The sequence below is a fragment of the Kaistia sp. 32K genome (assembly GCF_016629525.1).
Lineage (GTDB): Bacteria > Pseudomonadota > Alphaproteobacteria > Rhizobiales > Kaistiaceae > Kaistia.
Genome location: NZ_AP024269.1, coordinates 4,871,220 through 4,891,963 on the forward strand (window position 1 = coordinate 4,871,220; position 20,744 = coordinate 4,891,963).

General features: G+C 68.5%; 17 protein-coding genes and 1 tRNA gene. 6 read left to right on the forward strand and 12 right to left on the reverse strand.

The window, feature by feature from the left end:
• Positions 1-4: 4 nt before the first annotated feature.
• The 3 genes from addB to trxA all read left to right on the forward strand — a co-directional run bounded on the left by addB (position 5) and on the right by trxA (position 7,023).
• Positions 5-3,124: a double-strand break repair protein AddB gene (gene addB / locus K32_RS22480; RefSeq protein ID WP_201401628.1), complete on the forward strand. Its 3,120-nt coding sequence runs from the start codon at positions 5-7 to the stop codon at positions 3,122-3,124.
• On the forward strand, positions 3,121-6,627 hold the full coding sequence (gene addA / locus K32_RS22485) for a double-strand break repair helicase AddA (RefSeq protein ID WP_201401629.1): 3,507 nt from the start codon (positions 3,121-3,123) through the stop codon (positions 6,625-6,627). Before addB ends, addA begins: the two co-directional genes overlap by 4 nt.
• Positions 6,628-6,702: 75 nt before the next feature.
• Positions 6,703-7,023, forward strand: coding sequence for a thioredoxin (gene trxA / locus K32_RS22490; protein ID WP_201401630.1), 321 nt, complete (start codon positions 6,703-6,705; stop codon positions 7,021-7,023).
• Between the two features lie 86 nt (positions 7,024-7,109).
• Here trxA and K32_RS22495 read toward each other — a convergent pair whose 3' ends face one another.
• The 11 genes from K32_RS22495 to aroA all read right to left on the reverse strand — a co-directional run bounded on the left by K32_RS22495 (position 7,110) and on the right by aroA (position 18,440).
• Positions 7,110-8,429 (reverse strand): folylpolyglutamate synthase/dihydrofolate synthase family protein, encoded by a 1,320-nt coding sequence (locus K32_RS22495; protein ID WP_201401631.1) that lies wholly within the window; start codon positions 8,427-8,429, stop codon positions 7,110-7,112.
• Between the two features lie 106 nt (positions 8,430-8,535).
• Positions 8,536-9,468: an acetyl-CoA carboxylase, carboxyltransferase subunit beta gene (gene accD / locus K32_RS22500; RefSeq protein ID WP_201401632.1), complete on the reverse strand. Its 933-nt coding sequence runs from the start codon at positions 9,466-9,468 to the stop codon at positions 8,536-8,538.
• Between the two features lie 14 nt (positions 9,469-9,482).
• Entirely contained in the window at positions 9,483-10,325 is an 843-nt protein-coding gene (gene trpA, locus K32_RS22505) for a tryptophan synthase subunit alpha (RefSeq protein WP_201401633.1), read from the reverse strand.
• Positions 10,326-10,345: 20 nt separating this feature from the next.
• Complete coding sequence (gene trpB / locus K32_RS22510) at positions 10,346-11,569, reverse strand: tryptophan synthase subunit beta (protein ID WP_201401634.1); 1,224 nt, start codon at positions 11,567-11,569, stop codon at positions 10,346-10,348.
• On the reverse strand, positions 11,566-12,258 hold the full coding sequence (locus K32_RS22515) for a phosphoribosylanthranilate isomerase (RefSeq protein ID WP_201401635.1): 693 nt from the start codon (positions 12,256-12,258) through the stop codon (positions 11,566-11,568). The genes trpB and K32_RS22515 overlap by 4 nt, the downstream gene beginning before the upstream one ends.
• A gap of 394 nt (positions 12,259-12,652) precedes the next feature.
• Positions 12,653-12,997: a lipopolysaccharide assembly protein LapA domain-containing protein gene (locus tag K32_RS22520; protein ID WP_201401636.1), complete on the reverse strand. Its 345-nt coding sequence runs from the start codon at positions 12,995-12,997 to the stop codon at positions 12,653-12,655.
• Positions 12,998-13,006: 9 nt separating this feature from the next.
• Positions 13,007-13,297 carry an integration host factor subunit beta gene (locus K32_RS22525; RefSeq protein ID WP_201401637.1) on the reverse strand — a complete coding sequence of 97 codons (291 nt, stop codon included), beginning with the start codon at positions 13,295-13,297 and terminating at the stop codon, positions 13,007-13,009.
• The gene (sppA, locus tag K32_RS22530; RefSeq protein WP_201401638.1) at positions 13,294-14,298 is read right to left on the reverse strand and encodes a signal peptide peptidase SppA; all 1,005 of its coding nucleotides are present in this window, start codon (positions 14,296-14,298) and stop codon (positions 13,294-13,296) included. The genes K32_RS22525 and sppA overlap by 4 nt, the downstream gene beginning before the upstream one ends.
• Positions 14,299-14,474: 176 nt before the next feature.
• Complete coding sequence (rpsA, locus tag K32_RS22535; protein ID WP_201401639.1) at positions 14,475-16,175, reverse strand: 30S ribosomal protein S1; 1,701 nt, start codon at positions 16,173-16,175, stop codon at positions 14,475-14,477.
• Positions 16,176-16,461: 286 nt separating this feature from the next.
• On the reverse strand, positions 16,462-17,085 hold the full coding sequence (cmk, locus tag K32_RS22540; RefSeq protein WP_201401640.1) for a (d)CMP kinase: 624 nt from the start codon (positions 17,083-17,085) through the stop codon (positions 16,462-16,464).
• On the reverse strand, positions 17,082-18,440 hold the full coding sequence (gene aroA / locus K32_RS22545; RefSeq protein WP_201401641.1) for a 3-phosphoshikimate 1-carboxyvinyltransferase: 1,359 nt from the start codon (positions 18,438-18,440) through the stop codon (positions 17,082-17,084). Before aroA ends, cmk begins: the two co-directional genes overlap by 4 nt.
• A 257-nt stretch (positions 18,441-18,697) precedes the next feature.
• Here aroA and K32_RS22550 point away from each other — a divergent pair, with 257 nt between their 5' ends.
• Together K32_RS22550 and K32_RS22555 are read left to right on the forward strand one after the other, a co-directional pair.
• Positions 18,698-19,090, forward strand: a complete 393-nt coding sequence (locus tag K32_RS22550; protein ID WP_201401642.1) for a TIGR02300 family protein — start codon at positions 18,698-18,700, stop codon at positions 19,088-19,090.
• 118 nt (positions 19,091-19,208) lie between these two features.
• Positions 19,209-19,284: transfer RNA gene (locus K32_RS22555), tRNA-Ala, on the forward strand.
• Positions 19,285-19,821: 537 nt separating this feature from the next.
• On the opposite strand, the gene K32_RS22560 is transcribed toward K32_RS22555, so the two are convergent.
• A complete protein-coding gene (locus K32_RS22560; RefSeq protein WP_201401643.1) occupies positions 19,822-20,142 on the reverse strand; it encodes a c-type cytochrome in 321 nt (106 codons plus the stop codon).
• Between the two features lie 184 nt (positions 20,143-20,326).
• Between K32_RS22560 and K32_RS22565 the strand changes: the two genes are divergently transcribed.
• Positions 20,327-20,596, forward strand: a complete 270-nt coding sequence (locus K32_RS22565; protein ID WP_201401644.1) for a hypothetical protein — start codon at positions 20,327-20,329, stop codon at positions 20,594-20,596.
• The last annotated feature ends 148 nt before the right edge of the window (positions 20,597-20,744 follow it).

The window sequence follows — 20,744 nt, forward strand, 5'->3', positions numbered from 1 at the left end:
AACGATGGCGAGGCAGGCTCCGCGCGTTTTCACGATCCCGCCCGGCGCAGCCTTCCTGCCGACCTTCGCCGATGCGCTGCTTTCCGGCCGTTTCGGCGCCATTGCGAATCCGGCTAAGGATCCGCTGGCGCTCGCTGATGTGACCATCCTGGTGCCGACCCGCCGCGCGGCGCGCTCGCTGCATGCCGAGATCCTCGAACGGCTCGGCGGCCAAGCCGCCATCCTGCCGGCGATCCGGCCAATCGGCGATGTCGACGAGGAAGACCAGATCCTCGAGGGCGTCGCCGACGATCCGGCCGACCGGCTCGTCCTGCCGGAGGCGATCTCGCGGCTCGACCGTTTGCTGGTGCTGACGCGGCTGACGCTCGCCTGGGGCAGGGCGGTCCGGCGCGAGCTCCTCGCGCTCGACGAAAGCGACCCGCTGCTGGTGCCGGCCTCCGCCGCCGATGCCTTCCATCTCGCCGGCGATCTCGCCCGGCTGATCGATGACATCGAGACGACGGGCATTCCGTGGGATCGGCTCTCGACCCTGGTTCCCGACGATCTCGCCCGCTACTGGCAGATCTCGCTCGATTTCCTGCGCATCGTCGGTGAGCAATGGCCGGCCTTTCTTGCCGAGCGCGGCCTCGCCGATCCCTCGGTCCGCCGCGATCATCTGATCCGTGAATCCGCGCGACGGCTGGCCGCCTCGCCGCCGCGCGGCCTGGTGATCGCCGCCGGTTCGACCGGCTCGATCCCTGCCGTCGCAGAGCTCCTGTCGGTCATCGCGCATCTGCCGAACGGCGCGGTCGTCCTGCCCGGCATCGACACGATGCTGGACGAGACCGGCTGGAGCGCGATCGGCGGCCTCGCCGAGCTCGCGCGCTCGTCGCCCGGCCATCCGCAATATGGCCTGAAGCAGCTGATCGAGGGCATCGGCGCGCCGCGCGACGAGATCGGCACGATCGGCGCCATGACGACGGAGATGGCGGAACGCGTCCGGCTGATCTCCGAGGCGATGCGCCCGGCCGAGACGACCGAGGACTGGGCCGTCGCGCCGCCGGTCGCCGCGGGAGCGATCGGCGATGTCGCGCTGGTCGTGGCGCGCACCGAGCAGGAAGAGGCGGTGGCGATCGCGCTCGCCATGCGCGAGGCGATCCAGCAGCCCGGCCGGACGGCCGCGCTGGTGACGCCGGACCGGCGCCTGGCCGGCCGTGTCGCCATCGAGCTCGGCCGCTTCGGCCTCTCGGTCGACGATTCCGCCGGCCGCCCGCTGATGACCTCGCCGCCGGGGACGCTCGCCCGCCTGCTCATGGCGGCGGCGAGGTCGAACGGCGCGCCGCTCGATCTGCTCGCGCTCGCCAAGCATCCGCTCGCCTCCTTCGGCCTCGGCCGTCCGGCCTGCCGGGCGGCGGCGGACATCCTGGACCTCGTGCTGTTCCGCGGCACGCTCCTGTCCGATGGCCTCGAGGGGTTGGTCGAGGCGCTCGATACCGCCGAGCGCGACCTGCCGGAGGCGCGCTATGCGCCGCAGGCCGTGAAGCGGCTCGGGGCAGCCGACTGGCTGGCGGGGCGCGAGCTCGCCGCCCGGATCGAGGCGGCGCTGGAACCGCTTAGCCGACTCATGGACAGCATCGACGCCTCCGACGCGGCGACGCTGACCGGCGCCGTCGTCGTCGCGCTGAAGCAGGTGGCGGCGAAGGAAGACGGCACGGACGAGGCGCTCTGGGGCGACGAGGCGGGGCAGGCGCTGGCCGAGCTGCTGGCCGGCCTGATGAGCGACGACGCCGCCGCGCTGGTGATGGGCGGTTACGAATATCCGGGCTTCCTCGATGCGACCATGGCCGGTGTCGGCGTTCCGGCCCGGCCGGGTTCCGATCCGCGCCTCTTCATCTGGGGCACGCTGGAAGCGCGCCTGCAGACGGTCGATCTGATGGTGCTGGGCGGCCTCGACGAGGGCGTCTGGCCGTCCGAGACGCGCACCGATCCGTGGCTTTCCCGCTCGATGCGGGCCGAGCTCGGGCTGGAAGCGCCGGAGCGCAAGCTCGGCCAGTCGGCGCATGATTTCACCAGCGCCTTGTCAGCCGGCAAAGTGGTCGTCACGCGTGCCGAGCGGCGCGGCGGCACGCCGACGGTGGCGGCGCGCTGGCTGCAGCGGCTGCAGGCGCGCCTCGGCAAGGCGCAGGCCAAGGCCTTGGCCCAACGCGGCATGCCCTATCTCGACTGGGCCCGCGCCCTCGATCGCACGGCGCAGCCGGTGCCGGTGCGCCGGCCGGAGCCGCGCCCGCCGGTCTCGGCACGGCCGCGCCGGCTTTCGGTGACCGAGATCGAGACGCTGATCCGCGACCCCTATGCGGTCTATGCGCGGCGCGTGCTGAAGCTCGATCCGCTCGATCCGATCGGCGTGGTGCCGGACGTGGCGCTGCGCGGCACGCTGATCCACGAGGCGCTCGGCGATTTCATCCAGGCCTGGAAGGGTCCGTTCGATGCAAGCGCGCTGACGGAACTGACCATTATCGGTCGTCGCGTCTTCGCCCGCATCGAGCCGTTCCCGGCCGTCTATGCGCTCTGGTGGCCGCGCTTCCTCGCGATTGCCGACTGGTTCATCGGCTGGGAGGCGAGCCGGACGGAGGTCGGCCAGCGCCTCGCCGAGATCGGCGGTTCCTGGGCCTTCGCCGCCCCGGCGGGAGAATTCAAGCTGACGGGCCGGGCCGATCGCGTCGATCTTCGCCTCGACGGCCGGCTGGAAATCCTCGATTTCAAGACCGGCTCGCCGCCGAGCGCCCGGCAGCTTTCGACCGGCCTCGCGCCGCAGCTGGCGTTGGAAGTGGCGATGGCGCGCGGCGGAGGCTTTGAAAACGTGCCCGCCGGCGTTTCGGTGTCCGTCCTCGGCTGGGTCGGCCTCGGCAAGGTCGGCAAGGGCGATCCCTTCTCCTCCGCCGTGACCAAGGACAAGACCGCCGACGAGCTCGGTGACGAGGCGGCGGGACGGCTGGCAGAGCTGATCGCGGCCTTCGACGATCCCAGGCGCGCCTATGTCTCGCGGGCGCGGCCGATGTTCGAGACGCGCTACGAGAGCCCCTACGATCATCTCGCCCGCATCCGCGAATGGGCGCTCGGCGACAGCGAGGATGGCGGCGAATGAGCGGCGTGATCTCGGTCGACGACAAGACGAAGGACACACAGGCGCGGGCGACCGACCCCGAGGCGTCGGCCTGGGTGTCGGCCAATGCCGGCTCCGGCAAGACCTACGTCCTCGCCCGCCGCGTCATCCGCCTGCTGCTCGCCGGCGCCGATCCCGCCTCGATCCTCTGCCTGACCTTCACCAAGGCGGCCGCGGCCGAGATGTCCGGCCGCGTGTTCGAGATCCTGGCCGGCTGGACGACGCTGCCGGATCCGGAGCTCGCCGCGATCCTCGCCGATTATCAGGGCGCGCCGGCGACGCCTGGCCATCTCGTCAGCGCCCGCCGCCTGTTCGCGCGGGCGCTGGAAACGCCGGGCGGGCTGAAGATCCAGACCATCCACGCCTTCTGCGAGCGGCTGCTGCACCAGTTCCCGTTCGAGGCCAATGTCGCCGGCAGCTTCGAGGTGCTGGACGATCGCGGCGCGTCGGTGCTGACAGCAGAGGCGCAGCGCTCGGTCATCGCCAAGGCGGCGGCCGAGGCCGGTACCGCGCTCGGCCGCGCCTTCGCCACCGTGCTGGAAGCCGCCAGCGACCAGGGCATCGAGGCGGCGCTCGCCTCGCTGGTCGCCTCGCGCGACGCGGTGCGCGAGTTCATCGTCGGCGCCGGCGACTTGACGAGCGGCCTGCGCGACCTGCGCCATGCGCTGGGCCTTGCCCATGGCGAGACGGCGGAGAGCCTGCGCGCGCGGCTCGCTTCGGAGGTCCCGCTCGACGACGACGATCTGCGCCGGCTGGTCGACCGGCTTTCGGCCAGCGGCGCCAACGACAAGAAGAGCGCGGCGCGCCTGGCGCCCATCCTCTCCGCCGAGACCGAGGAGGGCCGCGCGGCCGCCTGGCTCGCCTATTGGACGAAGAGCGACGGCGAGCTCAGGGCGCTTTCGAGCCTCGCCGCCAAGGCGATCCGCGACGGCTGGCCCGGGCTGGACGAGACGCTGGAAGCCGAACGCGAGCGGATCGAATTCCTGCTCGACCGTATTGCCTCGGCCGAAGCCTATGCCGTCACCAGCGCGCTGCTGACGCTTGGCGATGCGGTGATCGGCGAATATGAGCGCGCCAAGCAGGTGCGCGGCGCCCTCGATTTCCAGGACCTGGTCGTCAAGACCGCCAATTTGCTGTCGCGCGCCGATGCCGCCGCCTGGGTGCACTACAAGCTCGATCGCGGCCTCGACCACATCCTGGTCGACGAGGCGCAGGACACCAGCCCGCGCCAGTGGCAGGTGATCGAGCGGCTGGCCGGCGAGTTCTTCTCCGGCCAGAGTGCGCGCGACGTGACGCGCACCTTCTTCGCCGTCGGCGACGAGAAGCAGTCGATCTATTCGTTCCAGGGCGCCGTGCCAGCCTGGTTCGCCCGCCAGCGCGAGACGATCTCGGCGCGGGCCGACGCGGCCAAGGCGCTCTGGCACAATCTCGAGCTGACGCTCTCCTTCCGCTCGACGCCGGACGTGCTCGCCGCCGTCGACCGCATCTTCGAGGCGGAAGAGGCGCATGCCGGCCTGACGCAGGCGAAGTCGCCGACCGTGCACGCGGCCGCGCGCCGGCTCGATCCCGGACGCGTCACCTACTGGCCGCCGATCGAGGCGGAAAAAGCGGCCGTGCCGGAGGACTGGCACACGCCGCTCGATCATCTCGACGCCAAGAGCCCGGAAGTCCGCTTGGCCGAGCGGATCGCCGCGACGGTCGCCGGCTGGAAGCGGGAGGGGGCGACGATCGCCGCCACCGGCAAGCCGATCCGCGAGGGCGGCATCCTGGTGCTGACGCGAAAGCGCGGCCCCCAGACCGACGCGATCAACCGGGCGCTCAAGGCGGCTGGCCTTTCCGTCGCCGGCGCCGACCGGCTGGCGCTGACGAGCCACATCGCCGTGCTCGACCTGATGGCGCTCGCCGACATCCTCCTGCAGCCGCGCGACGACCTGGCGCTGGCGGCGCTCCTGAAGAGCCCGCTGATCGGCTTTTCGGAGGAGCAGCTATTCGAGCTGGCGCATCCGCGCGCCGGCTCGCTCTGGTATGCGCTCGACCGCTCGACCGATGAAGCGGCGGTCCGGGCCTCGGAGCAGCTGAAGACCTGGCGCGTCCGGGCCGAGCATATGAGCCCCTATGCTTTCTTTGCCCGCCTGCTCGGGCCGGATGGCGGCCGCCGGCGGCTTCTGGCGCGGCTGGGGCCGGAGGCGGATGACGTCTTGGACGAGTTCCTGGCGCAGGCGCTGGCGCATGAGCAGGCCTCGGTGCCGTCGCTGCAGGGCTTCGTCGGCTGGATGCGGGAGGCGGCGACGCAGATCAAGCGCGACGCCGACCTCGCCCGCGACGAGATCCGCGTCATGACGGTGCACGGCGCCAAGGGGCTCGAAGCGGACATCGTCTTCCTCGTCGATACCGGCTCGAAGCCCGTGCATGCGAGCCACGATCCGAAGATCGTGGCTCTCGCCGACGATCCCGATGCCGCCGACGGCGCGCCGCTGGTCTGGGTCGCTCCCGGCGCGCGAAAACCGCATGTGGTGGAGCAGGCGATCGATACGCTTCGGGAAAAGGCGCGCGAGGAATATCGCCGGCTGCTCTATGTCGGGCTGACGCGGGCGCGCGATCATCTGATCGTCTGCGGCACGATGAAGGCGAATACCGGCTCGGACCGTCTCTGGCATGAGCTGGTCGGCACCGCGCTCGGCACCGAGGGGCGCACCGTGCCGGTCGCAATCCCCGGCGACGACTTCGACAGCATCGAGTGGCGGCAGGACTGGAGCCGCGTCGCCGCGCCGGCGCAGGAAGCCGCGACCGATGCCGGAGGCCGGGCGCCGGCAGTGCCGGAGCCGTGGCTTTTGCAGCCGCCGCCGGCGGTTCCGCCGGTGCCGCGCCGGCTGACGCCGTCGGCAGCCGTCGGTTTCGCCGAGGCCGAGCCCGCCTTTCCGCCGGTGACGGCGCTGGACGCCCGGCTCGATCCGGCGGCGCTCACCGCGCTCGACCGCGGCCGCATCATCCATCGCCTGCTGCAGGCCTTGCCCGACCAGCCGCCGGCGCAGCGCGCCCAGGTCGCCGGGCGCTATCTCGACGTCGTCGGCAAGGCGTGGACCGAGGCGGAGCGGCAGGACCTGCTCGACCGCATCCTGCCGGTGCTCGACGACGAGACCTTCGCCGAGCTGTTCGGGCCTTCGAGCCGGGCCGAGGTGCCGATCGCCGGTGTGATCGAGACGCGGAGCGGTCCTGCCTCGGTTTCCGGCCGGATCGACCGGCTCGTGGTGCTGCCGGACCGGGTGGTGATCGTCGACTACAAGACCAACCGCCCGGCGCCGCGCCGGCTCGACGACGTGCCCGACGCGCATCTGGCGCAGCTCGCGCTCTATCGGGCGGTGCTGTCGCGGCTCTATCCCGACCGGCCGATCGAGACGGCGCTGCTCTGGACCGAGTTGCCGTTGTTGATGGCGATCCCGGCAGAGTTGCTCGATAGTCGCATGGCTGCCATTACCGCGGCGTGAAACCCGTTTGCCTTGACCGGGGTGGGGCGGGTTCCTACCTTAGAACCACTCTTCCCATCCTTTTTGAGGCTTACCATGGCGACTGCCAAAGTAACGGATAGCTCCTTCGACGCCGACGTTCTCGGGGCATCCGGCCCGGTCGTGGTCGATTTTTGGGCTGAATGGTGCGGCCCGTGCCGCATGATCGCGCCGGCGCTGGAGGAGATCCAGTCGGAGTTGGAAGGCAAGGTGACGATCGCCAAGCTGAACATCGACGAGAATCCCGACATCGCGGTGCGCTACGGCGTCCGCTCGATCCCGACGCTGATCCTGTTCAAGGACGGCGAGCCGACCTCGATCCAGGTCGGCGCCGCGCCGAAGAGCCGGCTGTCGGATTGGATCAAGGGCGCGATCTGATCGCTCCCGACAATGCACGACTTCAACGGGGCCCTCGCGGCCCCGTTTTCATGTCCGGATGCGGGTTAACAGACCTCGGCCTGTTATCAGCGCGGTAGCGTTCCGTTAGCGGCGAGCACGGTGCCGCCGAGATAGAGCGAGCCGCAGATCAGGATGCGCGGCGCGATGCCGGGCGGCAGCGCCTTGCGGATGGCGGCGAGCGCCGCTTCGACACTTGCCGTGGCGCTCGAAGCGATGCCGGCGGCCTCGGCCGCGGCGGCGAGCTCGACCGGATCGCGCCCGGCGTTCGAACCCTCGATCGGCACCGTGTAGACATGCTGGGCGAGGCCGGCGAAGGGGCGGAAGAAGCCGACCGGGTCCTTGGTCACCAGCATGCCGGCGATCAGGTAGAGCGGCCGCGAGACGCGCTCCTCGAGATCGGCGACCGCCTCGGCGACGACGAGCCCGGCGCCGGGGTTGTGGCCGCCGTCGAGCCACAGCTCGGCCTCGGGCGGCGCCTGGTCGACCAGCTTGCCGCTGGTCAGCCGCTGCATCCGCGCCGGCCATTCGACGTTTTGCAGACCCGCCTCGATCGCCGCGACCGGCACGTCGAGGCTGGAGCGGCGCAGCGCCGCGATGGCGGTGCCGGCGTTGACGAACTGGTGCCGGCCCGGCAGGCGCGGCGGCGGCAGGTCGATCAGCCCGTCCTCGTCCTGGTAGACGAGGCGGCCGCGCTCGGCATGCGCCACCCAGTCCTGGTTACCGACGAAGAGCGGCGCCGCGAGCTTGGACGCGTCGCGCTCGATGACGTCGAGCACGACCTGCGACTGCGGCGCGGAGACGACCGGCCGGCCGCGCTTGATGATGCCGGACTTCTCGTGCGCGATGCCGTCGAGGGCGCTGCCCAGGAACTTCTCGTGGTCGACCGAGATCGGCGTGATCACCGCGACGTCGGGCCGATCGATGATGTTGGTGGCGTCGTAGCGGCCGCCGAGGCCGACCTCGAGCAGCGTCACGTCGGCCGGATGGTCGGCGAACAGCTTGAAGGCGGCGGCGGTGGTGATCTCGAAATGGGTGATCGGCGCGCCGTCATTGACCTTTTCGATGTCGAGCAGCGTGTCGACCAGCGCGTCCTCGTCGACGAACCGGCCGCCACCCTGTTGGCCGAGGCGGATGCGTTCGTGGAAGCGCACCAGATGCGGCGAGGTGTAGACGTGCACGGAGAGGCCGGCCGCCTCCAGCATGGCGCGCAGGAAGGCGGTGGTCGAGCCCTTGCCGTTGGTGCCGGCGATGTGCAGCACGGGGCCGAGCTTCGTCTCGGGCGCGCCGAGCTTCGCCATCAGCGGCTTCAGCCGGTCGAGCGAGAGGTCGATTTCCTTGGGGTGGAGCTGGAACAGGCGCTCCAGGATGACGGTGCTGCGGTCCATGTCGGGGTCCATGAAGCGATGCCGTGGCGTGGATCCGTGTCCACGCCAAACCGGCCGCCTTCGCGGCGGCCGGCCGATCCGTTGATAAGGCGTGCCGTGGCGGCGATCAGGTCGCCAGGGCGGCGTCCGGTGCGGCAAGCGCCGGCTGGGCCTTGGCGGGCTTCGTTGCCCCCTTGGCCGCGACCTTGGCGGGCTGCGGGCCGAGCACGCCGCAGAGCCGCGCAATGGTCGAGCGCAGCTGGTGGCGATGCACGACGAGATCGACCATGCCGTGCTCGTTCAGGAATTCCGAGCGCTGGAAGCCCGGCGGCAGCTTCTCGCGGATTGTCTGCTCGATCACGCGCGGGCCGGCGAAGCCGATCAGCGCACCCGGCTCGGCGATCTGGATGTCGCCCAGCATGGCGTAGGAAGCGGTGACGCCGCCCGTGGTCGGGTTGGTCAGCACGACGATATAGGGCAGTTTCGCCTCGCGCAGCGCGATCACGCCGGCGGTGGTGCGGGGAAGCTGCATCAGCGACAGGATGCCTTCCTGCATGCGGGCGCCGCCGGAGGCCGCGAACATGACGAAGGGCTGCTTGCGGTTCAGCGCCGCTTCCATGCCGGCGATGACAGCCTCGCCGGCGGCCATGCCGAGCGAGCCGCCCATGAAGTCGAAATCCTGCACGGCCGTGACCATCGGCACGCCCTCGACGGTGCCGGCGCCGACCAGGACGGCGTCCTGCAGGCCGGTCTTGGTGCGGGCGTCCTTCAGGCGGTCGGTATAGCGGCGCTCGTCGCGGAACTTCAGCGGGTCGACGGCGACTTCGGGGGCGGAAATCGCCTCGTACTTGCCCTCGTCGAAGAAATAGGCGAGCCGCTTCGGCGCGCTCATCCGCATGTGATAGCCCGAGTTCGGGATCACGTAGTGATTGGCCTCGAGGTCGCGATGGAACACCATCTCGCCGGTCTCGGGGCACTTGATCCAGAGGTTCTCGGGAACCTCGCGCTTGTTCAAGAGGCTCTTGATCTTCGGACGAACGACGTCGTTGATCCAGTTCATCGCGTAATCCTTGTTCAGGCTGCGACCGATTTGCGGGCCGCGCGAACGCCGCCCGCCAGATCGGAAACGAGTGCCAGGACGGCCGGCACGGTCGCGGGGGTCGCGCGGCCTTCGCTGTCGAGCGACGCCGCGACGGCCGAGACGATGGCCGAGCCGACGACGACGCCATCGGCATTCGCGCCGATCGCTGCCGCCTGTTCGGCTGTCCTGACGCCGAAACCGACGGAAACCGGTAGATGGGTGTGGCGCTTGATCCGTGCAACGGACTCGGCGACGCGGGACGCGTCGGGGGCTGCCGAGCCGGTGATGCCGTTGATCGAGACGTAGTAGACGAAGCCCGAGGTGTTCTCGAGCACGGCGGGAAGCCGCTTGTCGTCGGTGGTCGGCGTCGCCAGGCGGATGAAGTTCAATCCTGCCTGGAGCGCCGGGATGCAGAGCTCGTCATCGGCCTCCGGGGGAAGGTCGACGATGATCAGTCCGTCGACGCCGGCGGCCTTGGCCTCGGCAACGAAGGCTTCCGGGCCGTGGCTGTAGATCGGGTTGTAGTAACCCATCAGCACGATCGGCGTCGCGTCGTCCGTCTGGCGGAATTCGCGCACGAGATCGAGCGTCTTGACGAGCGTCTGGCCGCCCTTCAGCGCGCGCAGGCCAGCCGCCTGGATCGCCGGGCCGTCGGCCATCGGATCGGAGAACGGCATGCCGAGCTCGATCACGTCGGCGCCGGCGCCGGGCAGCGCCTTCAGCAGCGCCAGCGTGGTGGCGGGGTCCGGGTCGCCGGCCGTCATGAAGGTGACGAGCGCGGGCCGTCCCTCGGACTTCAGGCTCGCGAAGCGGCGGTCGATGCGGGTTTCAGTCATGTGGATCGTGCCGCCCTTGATCAGATGTCCATGCCGAGGAGCTTGCCCACGGTGTGGACGTCCTTGTCGCCGCGGCCGGAGAGGTTGACGATGATGGTCTTGTCCTTGGCCATGGTCGGCGCGACCTTGATCGCCTGGGCGATGGCATGGGCCGATTCCAGCGCCGGGATGATGCCTTCGACGCGGGTGCAGACCTGGAAGGCGTCGAGCGCCTCCTGGTCGACGATCGGCACATAGGTGACGCGGCCGGTGTCGCGCAGCCAGCTGTGCTCGGGGCCGACGCCGGGATAGTCGAGGCCGGCCGAGACCGAATGGCCTTCGAGGATCTGGCCGTCGGCATCCTGCAGCAGATAGGTGCGGTTGCCGTGCAGCACGCCCGGGCGGCCGCCGGTCATCGAGGCGGCGTGGCCGTTCTCGACGTCGAGGCCATGGCCGCCGGCTTCGACGCCGACGATCTCGACATCCTTGTCGTCCAGGAACGGATGGAACAGGCCGATGGCGTTCGAGCCGCCGCCGACGGCGGCGATGATCATGTCGGGCAGGCGGCCTTCCTGCTCCAGCATCTGGGCGCGCGCCTCGGTGCCGATCACCGACTGGAAGTCGCGCACCAGCTCCGGATAGGGATGCGGGCCGGCGGCGGTGCCGATCAGGTAGTAGGTGTCCTCGACATTCGACACCCAGTCGCGCAGCGCCTCGTTCATGGCGTCCTTGAGCGTGCCGTTGCCGGCCGTGACCGGCACGACCTCGGCGCCGAGCAGCTTCATGCGGAAGACGTTCGGCTTCTGCCGCTCGACGTCGGTGGCGCCCATATAGACGACGCAGGGCAGGCCGAAGCGGGCCGAGACGGTGGCGGAGGCGACGCCGTGCTGGCCGGCGCCGGTCTCGGCGATGATCCGCGTCTTGCCCATGCGCTTGGCGAGCAGGATCTGGCCGAGGCAGTTGTTGATCTTGTGGCTGCCAGTGTGGTTCAGGTCCTCGCGCTTGAAGAAGATGCGCGCGCCGCCGAGGTGCTTGGTCAGCCCTTCGGCGAAATAGAGCTTTGACGGCCGGCCGGCGTAATAGGTCGAGAGCGCCTGCAGCTCGGCCTTGAAGGCCGGGTCCACCTTGGCGTCCTCATAGGCCTGCTGCAGCTCGAGGATCAGCGGCATCAGCGTCTCGGCGACGAAGCGTCCGCCATAGATGCCGAAATAGCCGCGCTCGTCCGGGCCGGTCTTGAAGGAGTTGGGCTGGACAGCAGCGGTCACGACGTCATCCTCTCGCCGGCAATCGCCGGGCCTTGGTCAGCGTTGGGTCGAAAGCCGCGGATGGCGGCGATGAAGGCGTGGATCCGGTCGGGATCCTTGATGCCGGGCGCGCTCTCCACGCCCGAGGAAGCGTCGATGCCGAAGGGCCGCGTCAGCGCCAGGGCTTCCGCGACATTGTCGGCGTCGAGCCCTCCGGAAAGCATATAGGAAAGGCCGGGGTCAAGCGCATCGAGCAGATGCCAGTCGAAGGCGACTCCATTGCCACCCGGATGTTTTGCCCCCTTGGGCGGCTTGGCGTCGAGCAGCAGGCGGTCGGCGACCTCGGCGTAAGCCGGCACGCGGGCGAGGTCTTCCGTCCCGCCGATGCCGAGCGCCTTCATCACCGGCAGGCCGAACGCGTGGCGCACCGCGGCGACGCGGTCGACGCTCTCGTTTCCATGCAGCTGCAGCCAGTCGGGCTTCACCGTCTGGGCGATCTCGGCGAGGCCGGCATCGTCCATGTCGACGGTGAGCGCAACGATCCCGGCGCGGCCGCGGGCGCGCTCGGCCAAAGTCGCGGCGCGTTCCGTCGTCACGAAGCGCGGGCTCTTCGGGAAGAAGACGAAGCCGATCATGTCCGCGCCGGCGGCAAGCGCGGCGTCGACAGTCTCCTCGGTCGAAAGACCGCAGATTTTGACGATCACGGACATGGGTCAACCATCATGGGCTTCACGGATCCCGCAAGGGATGGCGCAAGGGTTTGGCACGAAAGCGCGCGCAAGTCCAAGCAAGATGATGGCCCGGCCCCTTCGCGCGGCGTTGCGTCGGGGGGAACCTTCACCCTTTTTATCCCTTCGGGCGAAAACACCACCCTCATCATGCTGAGGGGCCCGCAGGGCCGTCTCGAAGCACGCAGAGCGGCAGTGCCATCGATCGATTGCATCGAGATCGTGCGTCCTTCGAGGCCCGAGCTCCGCTCGGGCACCTCAGGATGATGAAGATAGAGCCCTGCATGACGGCCGGACAGCGACGCGCGAAGGTCTCGCGTCGAGAGCGGTGCCGGTGCGCGTTTCGAGCACGCGGGCGCCTGTGCAGACCGCGCGATCAGGCGGCGTCGCGGCGGATGGCGGGAAGCGCGGTGGCGGGGCTGGTCGAGGCGGCCCGGTACTGGGCGTTCTCGCGGCGCATGTCCTTCGCCTCGTGCTTCAGCCGGCGGGCCTGGCGACGCCATCGGGCCTGGCCGAGCCAGGTGGCGACGCCGCCGAGGACGATGCCGACGGCGATGGCCGCGAAGACCAGCGCATAGAGCGGCATGGCGACGACGACGGCGGGATCGGTTGTATTGAACGGATCGAGCGACAGGGCGACGTCGTGGCGGTTGGCGACCGACAGCGCGACCGCGACGATTGCGATCGGAACGAAGATGACGATCGCCAGAACCTTCTTCATCGAATTCGCCTACTCATCGTCACCGTCGTTGAGACGCTCGCGCATCTCCTTGCCCGTCTTGAAGAAGGGCACGTATTTCTCCGTGACCTCGACCTTCGAGCCCGTGCGCGGGTTGCGGCCCTGGCGGGCCGGGCGGTTCTTGACCGAGAACGCGCCGAAGCCGCGCAGTTCCACCCGGTCTCCGCGTGACAGAGCCTCGATGATCTCATCGAGGATCGAGTTCACGATGTGCTCCACATCCCGTTGATAGAGGTGTGGATTCTGCTCCGCGATCTTCTGTACCAGTTCGGACTTGATCACCGCGGCGCCCCCTCAGCGTCGTTCAGACCGGAGGGAGCGTGCCAAACGGATAGGAGACCGTCAAGCTGGAGTCTGGCGGGGATCAGGTCGGCGATGCCGGAGGCGCGCAGGAAGTCGGGCGAGACGCCGATTTCGCGGGCGAGCCACACGATCGCGGCGTTGCTGAAGGAGAAGGGCAGCGACGATTCCTCGGGCTTCCAGTCGATGACACGGAGCTTGGCGTCGACGCCCTTTTCCTTGGCGAGCCAGGCGATCGCTACCTCCTCGCCGCCGATCTCGTCGATCAGCCCGGCCTCGAGCGCTTGGTGGCCGGAGAAGACGCGGCCGTCGGCGAGCGCCAGCGCCCTCGGGCGGTCGAGCTTGCGCCGCTCGGCGACGATGTCGACGAACCAGTTGTAGGTATCGCGGATCAGGCTGTCGATGACGGCGAGCGCTTCCGGCGTCGGCGGCGCGAAGGGCGAGGGCGCGGCCTTCAGCGGCGACGACTTCACCTCGGTCAGCTTGATGCCGAGCTTTTCCATCGCGGCGCTGACTTCCGGCGACTGGAACAAGACGCCGATCGAGCCGGTGATCGAGCTGCGATAGGCGACGACGTGGTCGGTGGCGATGGCGCTCATATAGGCGGCCGAGGCGCCGATGGTGCGGATCGAGGCGACGGTCGGCTTCTTGGCCGAGAGCTTGCGGATGGCGTCGTAGAGCGCCTCGCCGCCGGTGGTGGCGCCGCCGCCGGAATTGATCGAGACGATGACGCCCTGCACGGCCGGGCTGTTGCCGATCTTCTCGATCAGCTCGAGCTGGTCGCGGTTCTCGGAGATGAAGCCGGAGAGGCTGAGGCGGGCGATATGCGGGCGCGAGCGGCCCGTGATCCCCTCGGGGCCGGCCGCCAGCAGCGCGCCGCCGACGACCGCGAGCGCGGCCGCCAGGAAGGCAAGGATGCGCCAGGTGGTCAGCTTCCGCCGGAGGCGGCGGCGGTCGATGATCTGGTCCGCGTCGAGGCTCATGACTGTGCGTCTCCGGATATCCGCGAAGGCACAAGGGGTTATCTGTTTTGCGACGCGAAATCAAACCGGCGGGCGGCAAGCGGGGCCAAGCGGGGGCGTAGAAACGAAAACGCCCCGGACGAGCCGGGGCGTTTCCTGATTTTCGCGGGAAGCGACGATTACTCGTCGTTGTCTTATTACTCGTCGTTGTCCTGACGGGCCTTGAGGGCGGCGCCGAGGATGTCGCCGAGCGACGCACCCGAATCCGACGAGCCGTACTGCGCAACCGCTTCCTTCTCTTCGGCGATTTCCAGCGCCTTGATCGAGACGGCGACCTTGCGGGCCTTCTTGTCGAAGTTGGTGATGCGGGCATCGACCTTCTCGCCGGCGGCGAACCGCTCCGGACGCTGCTCCGACCGGTCGCGCGACAGGTCGGCGCGACGGATGAAGGAGGTCAGGTCGGTGTCGGCGATGCGGACTTCGAGGCCGGCTTCGGTGACAGCCAGGATCTCGCAGGTCACGACCGCGCCCTTGCGGAGCTCGCCCGAGGCTTCGACGAACGGATCGCCGCCAACCTGCTTGATGCCGAGCGAGATGCGCTCCTTGTCGATGTCGACGTCGAGCACCTGCGCCTTGACGATGTCGCCGCGGTTGTACTCGTCGATGACCTGCTCGCCCGGACGGTTCCAGTCGAGATCCGACAGGTGGACCATGCCGTCGACGTCGCCGTCGAGGCCGATGAACAGACCGAACTCGGTCTTGTTCTTGACTTCGCCTTCGACGATCGAGCCGATCGGGTACTTCTCGGAGAAGCTCTCCCACGGGTTCGACAGGGTCTGCTTCAGGCCGAGCGAGATACGACGCTTGACCGGATCGACCTCGAGGATCATCACGTCGACTTCCTGCGAGGTCGAGACGATCTTGCCCGGATGGACGTTCTTCTTCGTCCAGGACATCTCGGAGACGTGGATCAGGCCTTCGATGCCCGGCTCGAGCTCGACGAACGCACCGTAGTCGGTGATGTTCGTGACGCGGCCCGAGAACTTGGCGCCGACCGGATACTTCGCCTCGATGCCCGACCACGGGTCGGCCTCAAGCTGCTTCATGCCGAGCGAGATACGGTGCGTCTCGTGGTTGACGCGGATGATCTGCACGCGGACGGTCTGGCCGATCGAGAGCACCTCGGTCGGATGGTTGATGCGGCGCCACGCGATGTCGGTGACGTGCAGCAGGCCATCGATTCCGCCGAGGTCGACGAACGCACCGTAATCGGTGATGTTCTTGACGACGCCCTCGATGATCTGACCCTCTTCCAGGCTCTGGACGAGCTCGGAGCGCTGCTCGGCGCGGGTCTCTTCAAGCACGGTACGACGCGAGACGACGATGTTGCCGCGGCGCTTGTCCATCTTGAGGATCTGGAAGGGCTGCGGCGTGTGCATCAGCGGGCCGACGTCGCGGACCGGACGGATGTCGACCTGCGAGCGCGGCAGGAAGGCGACGGCGCCGTCCAGATCGACGGTGAAGCCACCCTTGACCTGGTTGAAGATGACGCCCGTGACCTTCTCGTTCTTGTTGAACTGCTCCTCGAGACGGATCCAGCTCTCTTCGCGGCGCGCCTTGTCGCGCGAGAGAACGGCTTCGCCGAGAGCGTTTTCAACGCGCTCGAGATAGACCTCGACAACATCGCCGACCTTGAGCGCGTTCTCGCGGCCCGGGCCGTTGAATTCCTTGAGCGCCACGCGGCCTTCGGTCTTCAGACCGACGTCGATGACGGCGAGGTCCTTCTCGATAGCAACGATCGTACCCTTGACGACGCTGCCTTCGAAAAGGTCTTCGTTCTGGAAGGACTCTTCGAGAAGGGCGGCGAAATCTTCGCGGGACGGATTGGTAACAGCCATGAAAACTCCTGGTGCCATCTCTGGCATGCGCCGGCGGTTGGTGTTGCTGAAACCCGAAATCACGATCCTGCCCTCGACGGATATCGGGGCAACCGCATGTGGCGGACCGACGCTTCCAGACCGGGATACGGGTGTTTTTCCATGAAATTCCGACGCCGGCGCCGCATCCAGGGGATGCCCGTCGACGTCAGGACTTCGCAGATCTGGGGCTCTATATAGGCTCGATGCCCGTGCGGCAAGGTAAAACTGGCCGATTTCCGCCCTTCCGGAGGCGTAAAACGATCAATCAGTCGTGTCCGGCCTCGACGATCGCCACCGCGGCGGCGAAGGCGGCGTCGGCGTCGAGCGCCGTCGTGTCGAGGCGGACGGCGTCGTCGGCCTGGCGCAGCGGCGCGGCGGAGCGATGCGAATCGCGCTCGTCGCGCTCCAGGATCTCGGCCAGGATCCGCTCATAGGGCACGTCGCGGCCCTTGGCGTTGAGCTCGTCGGTGCGGCGGCGGGCGCGCACTTCCGGCGAGGCGGTGACGAAGATCTTGACGTCGGCGTCCGGGCAGATCGCCGTGCCGATGTCGCGGCCGTCGAGCACGGCGCCGGGGGCCATGCGGGCGAAATCGCGCTGGAAATCGACCAGCGCGGCGCGCACCTCGGGATGGATTGCGACGCGCGAGGCGAGCTCGCCGGCCTCGCGGCCGCGCAGATCGGCATGGCCGAGATCGGCCGGCTTCAGCGCGCGGGCGATCTCGCCGGCGGCGACGGGATCGTCGAGGTCGAGCCCCTTCTCGGCCATCAGGCGGCCAATGGCGCGGTAGAGCAGGCCGGTGTCGAGATGGTTGAGCCCGTAGTGCTGGGCGAGCTTGACGGCGATGGTGCCCTTGCCGGCGGCGGCGGGTCCGTCGATTGCGATGATCATGCTGCGGGAGGCTCCGCCTTTTCGAAATGCGCTCCGAGCCCGCTCATCAGGCTCTGGAATTCGGGGAAACTGGTCTGCACCGGGCCGAAATCGTCGATCGTCACGCCGACATGGCCGGCCATGCCGAGGACCAGGAAGCTCATGGCGACGCGCGGATCGTGGCCGGTCGCCACCCTGCCGCCGCCGATCGACGTGGCGCCGCCGGTGACGGCGAGCGATTCCGGCCCTTCCTCGACGGCGACGCCGTTGGCGGCGAGGCCGGCGGCGACCATGGCGATGCGGTCCGACGCCTTCAAACGGAGCTCGCCGAGCCCGTCCATCCGCGTCGTGCCCTCTGCGAAGGCGGCGGCGATGGCGAGCAGCGGATATTCGTCGATCATCGACGGCGCCCGCTCGGGCGGCACGACGATGCCGCGAAGCCGGCTCGAGCGCACGCGGATGTCGCCGACCTCCTCGCCGCCGAGCGCCCGCCGGTTGGAGACGGCGATGTCGCCGCCCATCTCGATCAGGGTTTCGATCAGGCCGGTGCGCATCGGGTTCAGGAGCACGGCTTCGATCGTCAGGTCGGAGCCGTCGCGCAGCAGCGCCGCGACGACCAGGTAGGCGGCGAGGCTCGGATCGCCCGGAACGGTCACGGCCTGCGCCTTCAGGTCTCGCCGGCCCTCGAGGCGGACGACGCGCTCGCCGTCGGCGTTGCGGTCGATCTCGATCGCCGCGCCGAAGCTCGCCAGCATGCGCTCGGTATGGTCGCGCGTCGCGACCGGTTCGATGATCGTGGTGACGCCCGGCGTGTTCAAACCGGCGAGCAGAACCGCTGATTTCACCTGCGCCGAGGCGACCGGCATGCGGTATTCGAGCGGCAGCGTGACATCAGGCCCCTTGATGGTCATCGGCAGGCGGTCGTTCGAGCGCGCGATCACCTGCACGCCCATGCGGCGGAGCGGATCGAGGAAGCGGCCAAAGCTGCGGCCGCGCAGCATGGCGTCGCCGGTGAAGGTGGCGGCGATCGCCTGACTGCCGACCAGACCCATGGCGAGGCGCACGCCGGTGCCGGCATTGCCGAAGTCGATGATGTCCTCGGGTTCGAGGAAGCCGCCGACGCCGAGGCCGCGCACGCGCCAGGCGCCGGGCGCCGGCCGCGTCACCAGCGCGCCGAAGGCCCGCATCGCCGAAACCGTCGCCAGGATGTCGTCGCTTTCCGTCAGGCCGTCGATCCGGGTTTCGCCGATTGCCAAGGCGCCCAGCATCAGCGCACGATGCGACATCGACTTGTCGCCGGCGACGCGGACGCGTCCGGTGAACGGACCCGCCGCGGTTGCCGTCAGCGGGGCTGGCTGTCGAGGGATGGGCGACATGGGATCGGGCTCCTCGGGCGTTCGGCAGGTGCGAAACGGGTGGTCGCGCATGCGGGCTCAGAGACCAGAACGGACGGTCGTCGGATAGCACGGCGAGCCGGCCGCGTCATCCGGCATAGGCGGCCTTGGGGGGCGGCATTGGGGGCGCCTCGGATTGCGGCTTCGATCCCGGCCTGGATCGCGGTCCAGAAATGCTTTTGACAGGGCCGATGTGAGTGATTATGGGAGCACCGCTCTTTTAACCGATGAGGCACGACGTGGCGAAAGCGGAACTCGGCACCAAGCGGGTCGACCCGGAAACGGGCAAGAAGTTCTACGACCTGAACAAAGACCCTATCGTTTCGCCCTTCACGGGCGTCTCGTATCCCCGCTCCTTCTTCGAGAGCGGGCCTGCCGCCAAGGCGCGGCCGGCGAACGTGACGGACGACGAAGACGAAGAGATCGAGGACGAGGTCGTCAAGGACGCGGAATTCGTCAGCCTGGAAGAGGCGGATGAAGAGGCGTCCGGCGGCGCGAGCGCCGTCGAGAGCGACGATGACGAAGTTGAGATCGCCGATGACGAAGTCGATGACGTGTTCATCGAGGACGAGGAAGAGGAAGGCGACGACGTGGCCGGCATCATCGGCGGCGTCGAGGACGAAGAGTCCTGAGACTATCCACAGGCGCCAATTCAAATTTCTGAATTGGCGCTTGATTTGGAAAAGAGCGCGGCTTAAGAGTTGCGCCGTTCCCGGGGGGTCCCAACCCCTCGGTTCTTCGAGAGAAAGTGGGGCCATAGCTCAGTTGGGAGAGCGCTTGAATGGCATTCAAGAGGTCGTCGGTTCGATTCCGATTGGCTCCACCAATTCTCCTCCGAAAGCCGCCCACCCGGGCGGCTTTTCGCATTTTGGGCCTGCCGCGCCCCTGACGCCATCCCGGACAGACCCCATCCTGAACAGAACCCATGCGACGGCCCGCGGTCACGGCGGCGTTGTCTTTTCCATGGCTCGCTGCGCCCGTCCTTCCAACTATCTGGCCTGTAATACAGTCGACCGACGACGTTAGGCTCCGTCGCCCCGGCGAAGGCCGGGGCCCATGAACACCGGCCAGGAAATCTAGGTCTAGCCTGTCAGCCAAAGGCCGGTGCGTCTGGATCCCGGCCTTCGCCGGGATGACGGCGGCGGGTGGTACGGGGCAGCGCGGCTTCGGGCCATCTCAGTGTGATGGGGACGGTGTCGTGCAAGGGGCTCCCCAAGGGGCAAGCCAGGCCTGAACCCTCCCCTTGAGGGAGGGTCAAGACCGCCTCGGCGGTCTTGGGGAGGGGCCTTCGGTGGTGGCGAAAGCCGGGTGCGAGTCGACGAATTCACGCCGGATCGGCGAGGCAGGAGCCTGCCGCGAGCCGTCAGCGCTTCTTCTTCAGCGACATCAGATAGGCCAGCACGTCGCGCTTCTCGTCCTCGCGCAAACGGAAGATCGTCATCGGAAAATGGTCCTCGTGCAGGAATTTCCGGAAATAGGCCTCGTCGCGGCCCTTGCGGCGGACGATGTCCTCGTAACGCGGCGCCATCACCGGGTCCGGCTTGTCGCCGGCGCGCAGGTGGCAATCCCGGCACCACTGGTCGACGACCTTGCTGCCACGGGTCGCCGCCGCGGTGTCGGCCAGTACCGGTCCGGCCCAAAACAGGCCACCGAGCGTGATGAAAGCCAAAGCTGACAGGCGCATTGCCGAACCCCCATTCCCCAAGCTGTCCCTGCTCTAGCGCACCGTCCCGGGCTTGGCTACCGGGGCGGATGGCCGATCGCGGCGGGATCACCTTTCGGTCATTCGGGTTGTTATGGGCGGGGTGTAACGTTACGTCAGGCTCGGGCTGGCGGGCAGATCGATGACAATCCGCCGGAGAATTGAAATGAAGAAAATCACCATGATCCTGGCCCTGTCGGGCCTCATCCTGACCACCGGATCGGCGCTTGCCGCCGACACTTTTGGTGGTGTCGTAGCCCGGACCAACCCGATGACGGGTGAAGTCACCCTTCTGGGTGGTTCGACCTTCCAGGTCAGCGAGCCGATGCTTCTGCATGGCGTCGCACCGGGCGAGCACGTGATCGTCACGGTCAACCCGAACAATACGGTCGGCATCCAGGAAGATAGTTCCTATGCCGGCGCTGGCGACAACTAGACCGTCGCTTTTCCCTGATCCGGACGTCGCGCTGCGCGGCGCCGGGACCGTTTTCGATCTCGCCCCGGACGGCTTCCCGCCCGGGGCATTCCTTTTTCCGAACCCGTTTCGGCCCGGAAACCGGCCGGTCCGCCCGGCCGGAAGCTCT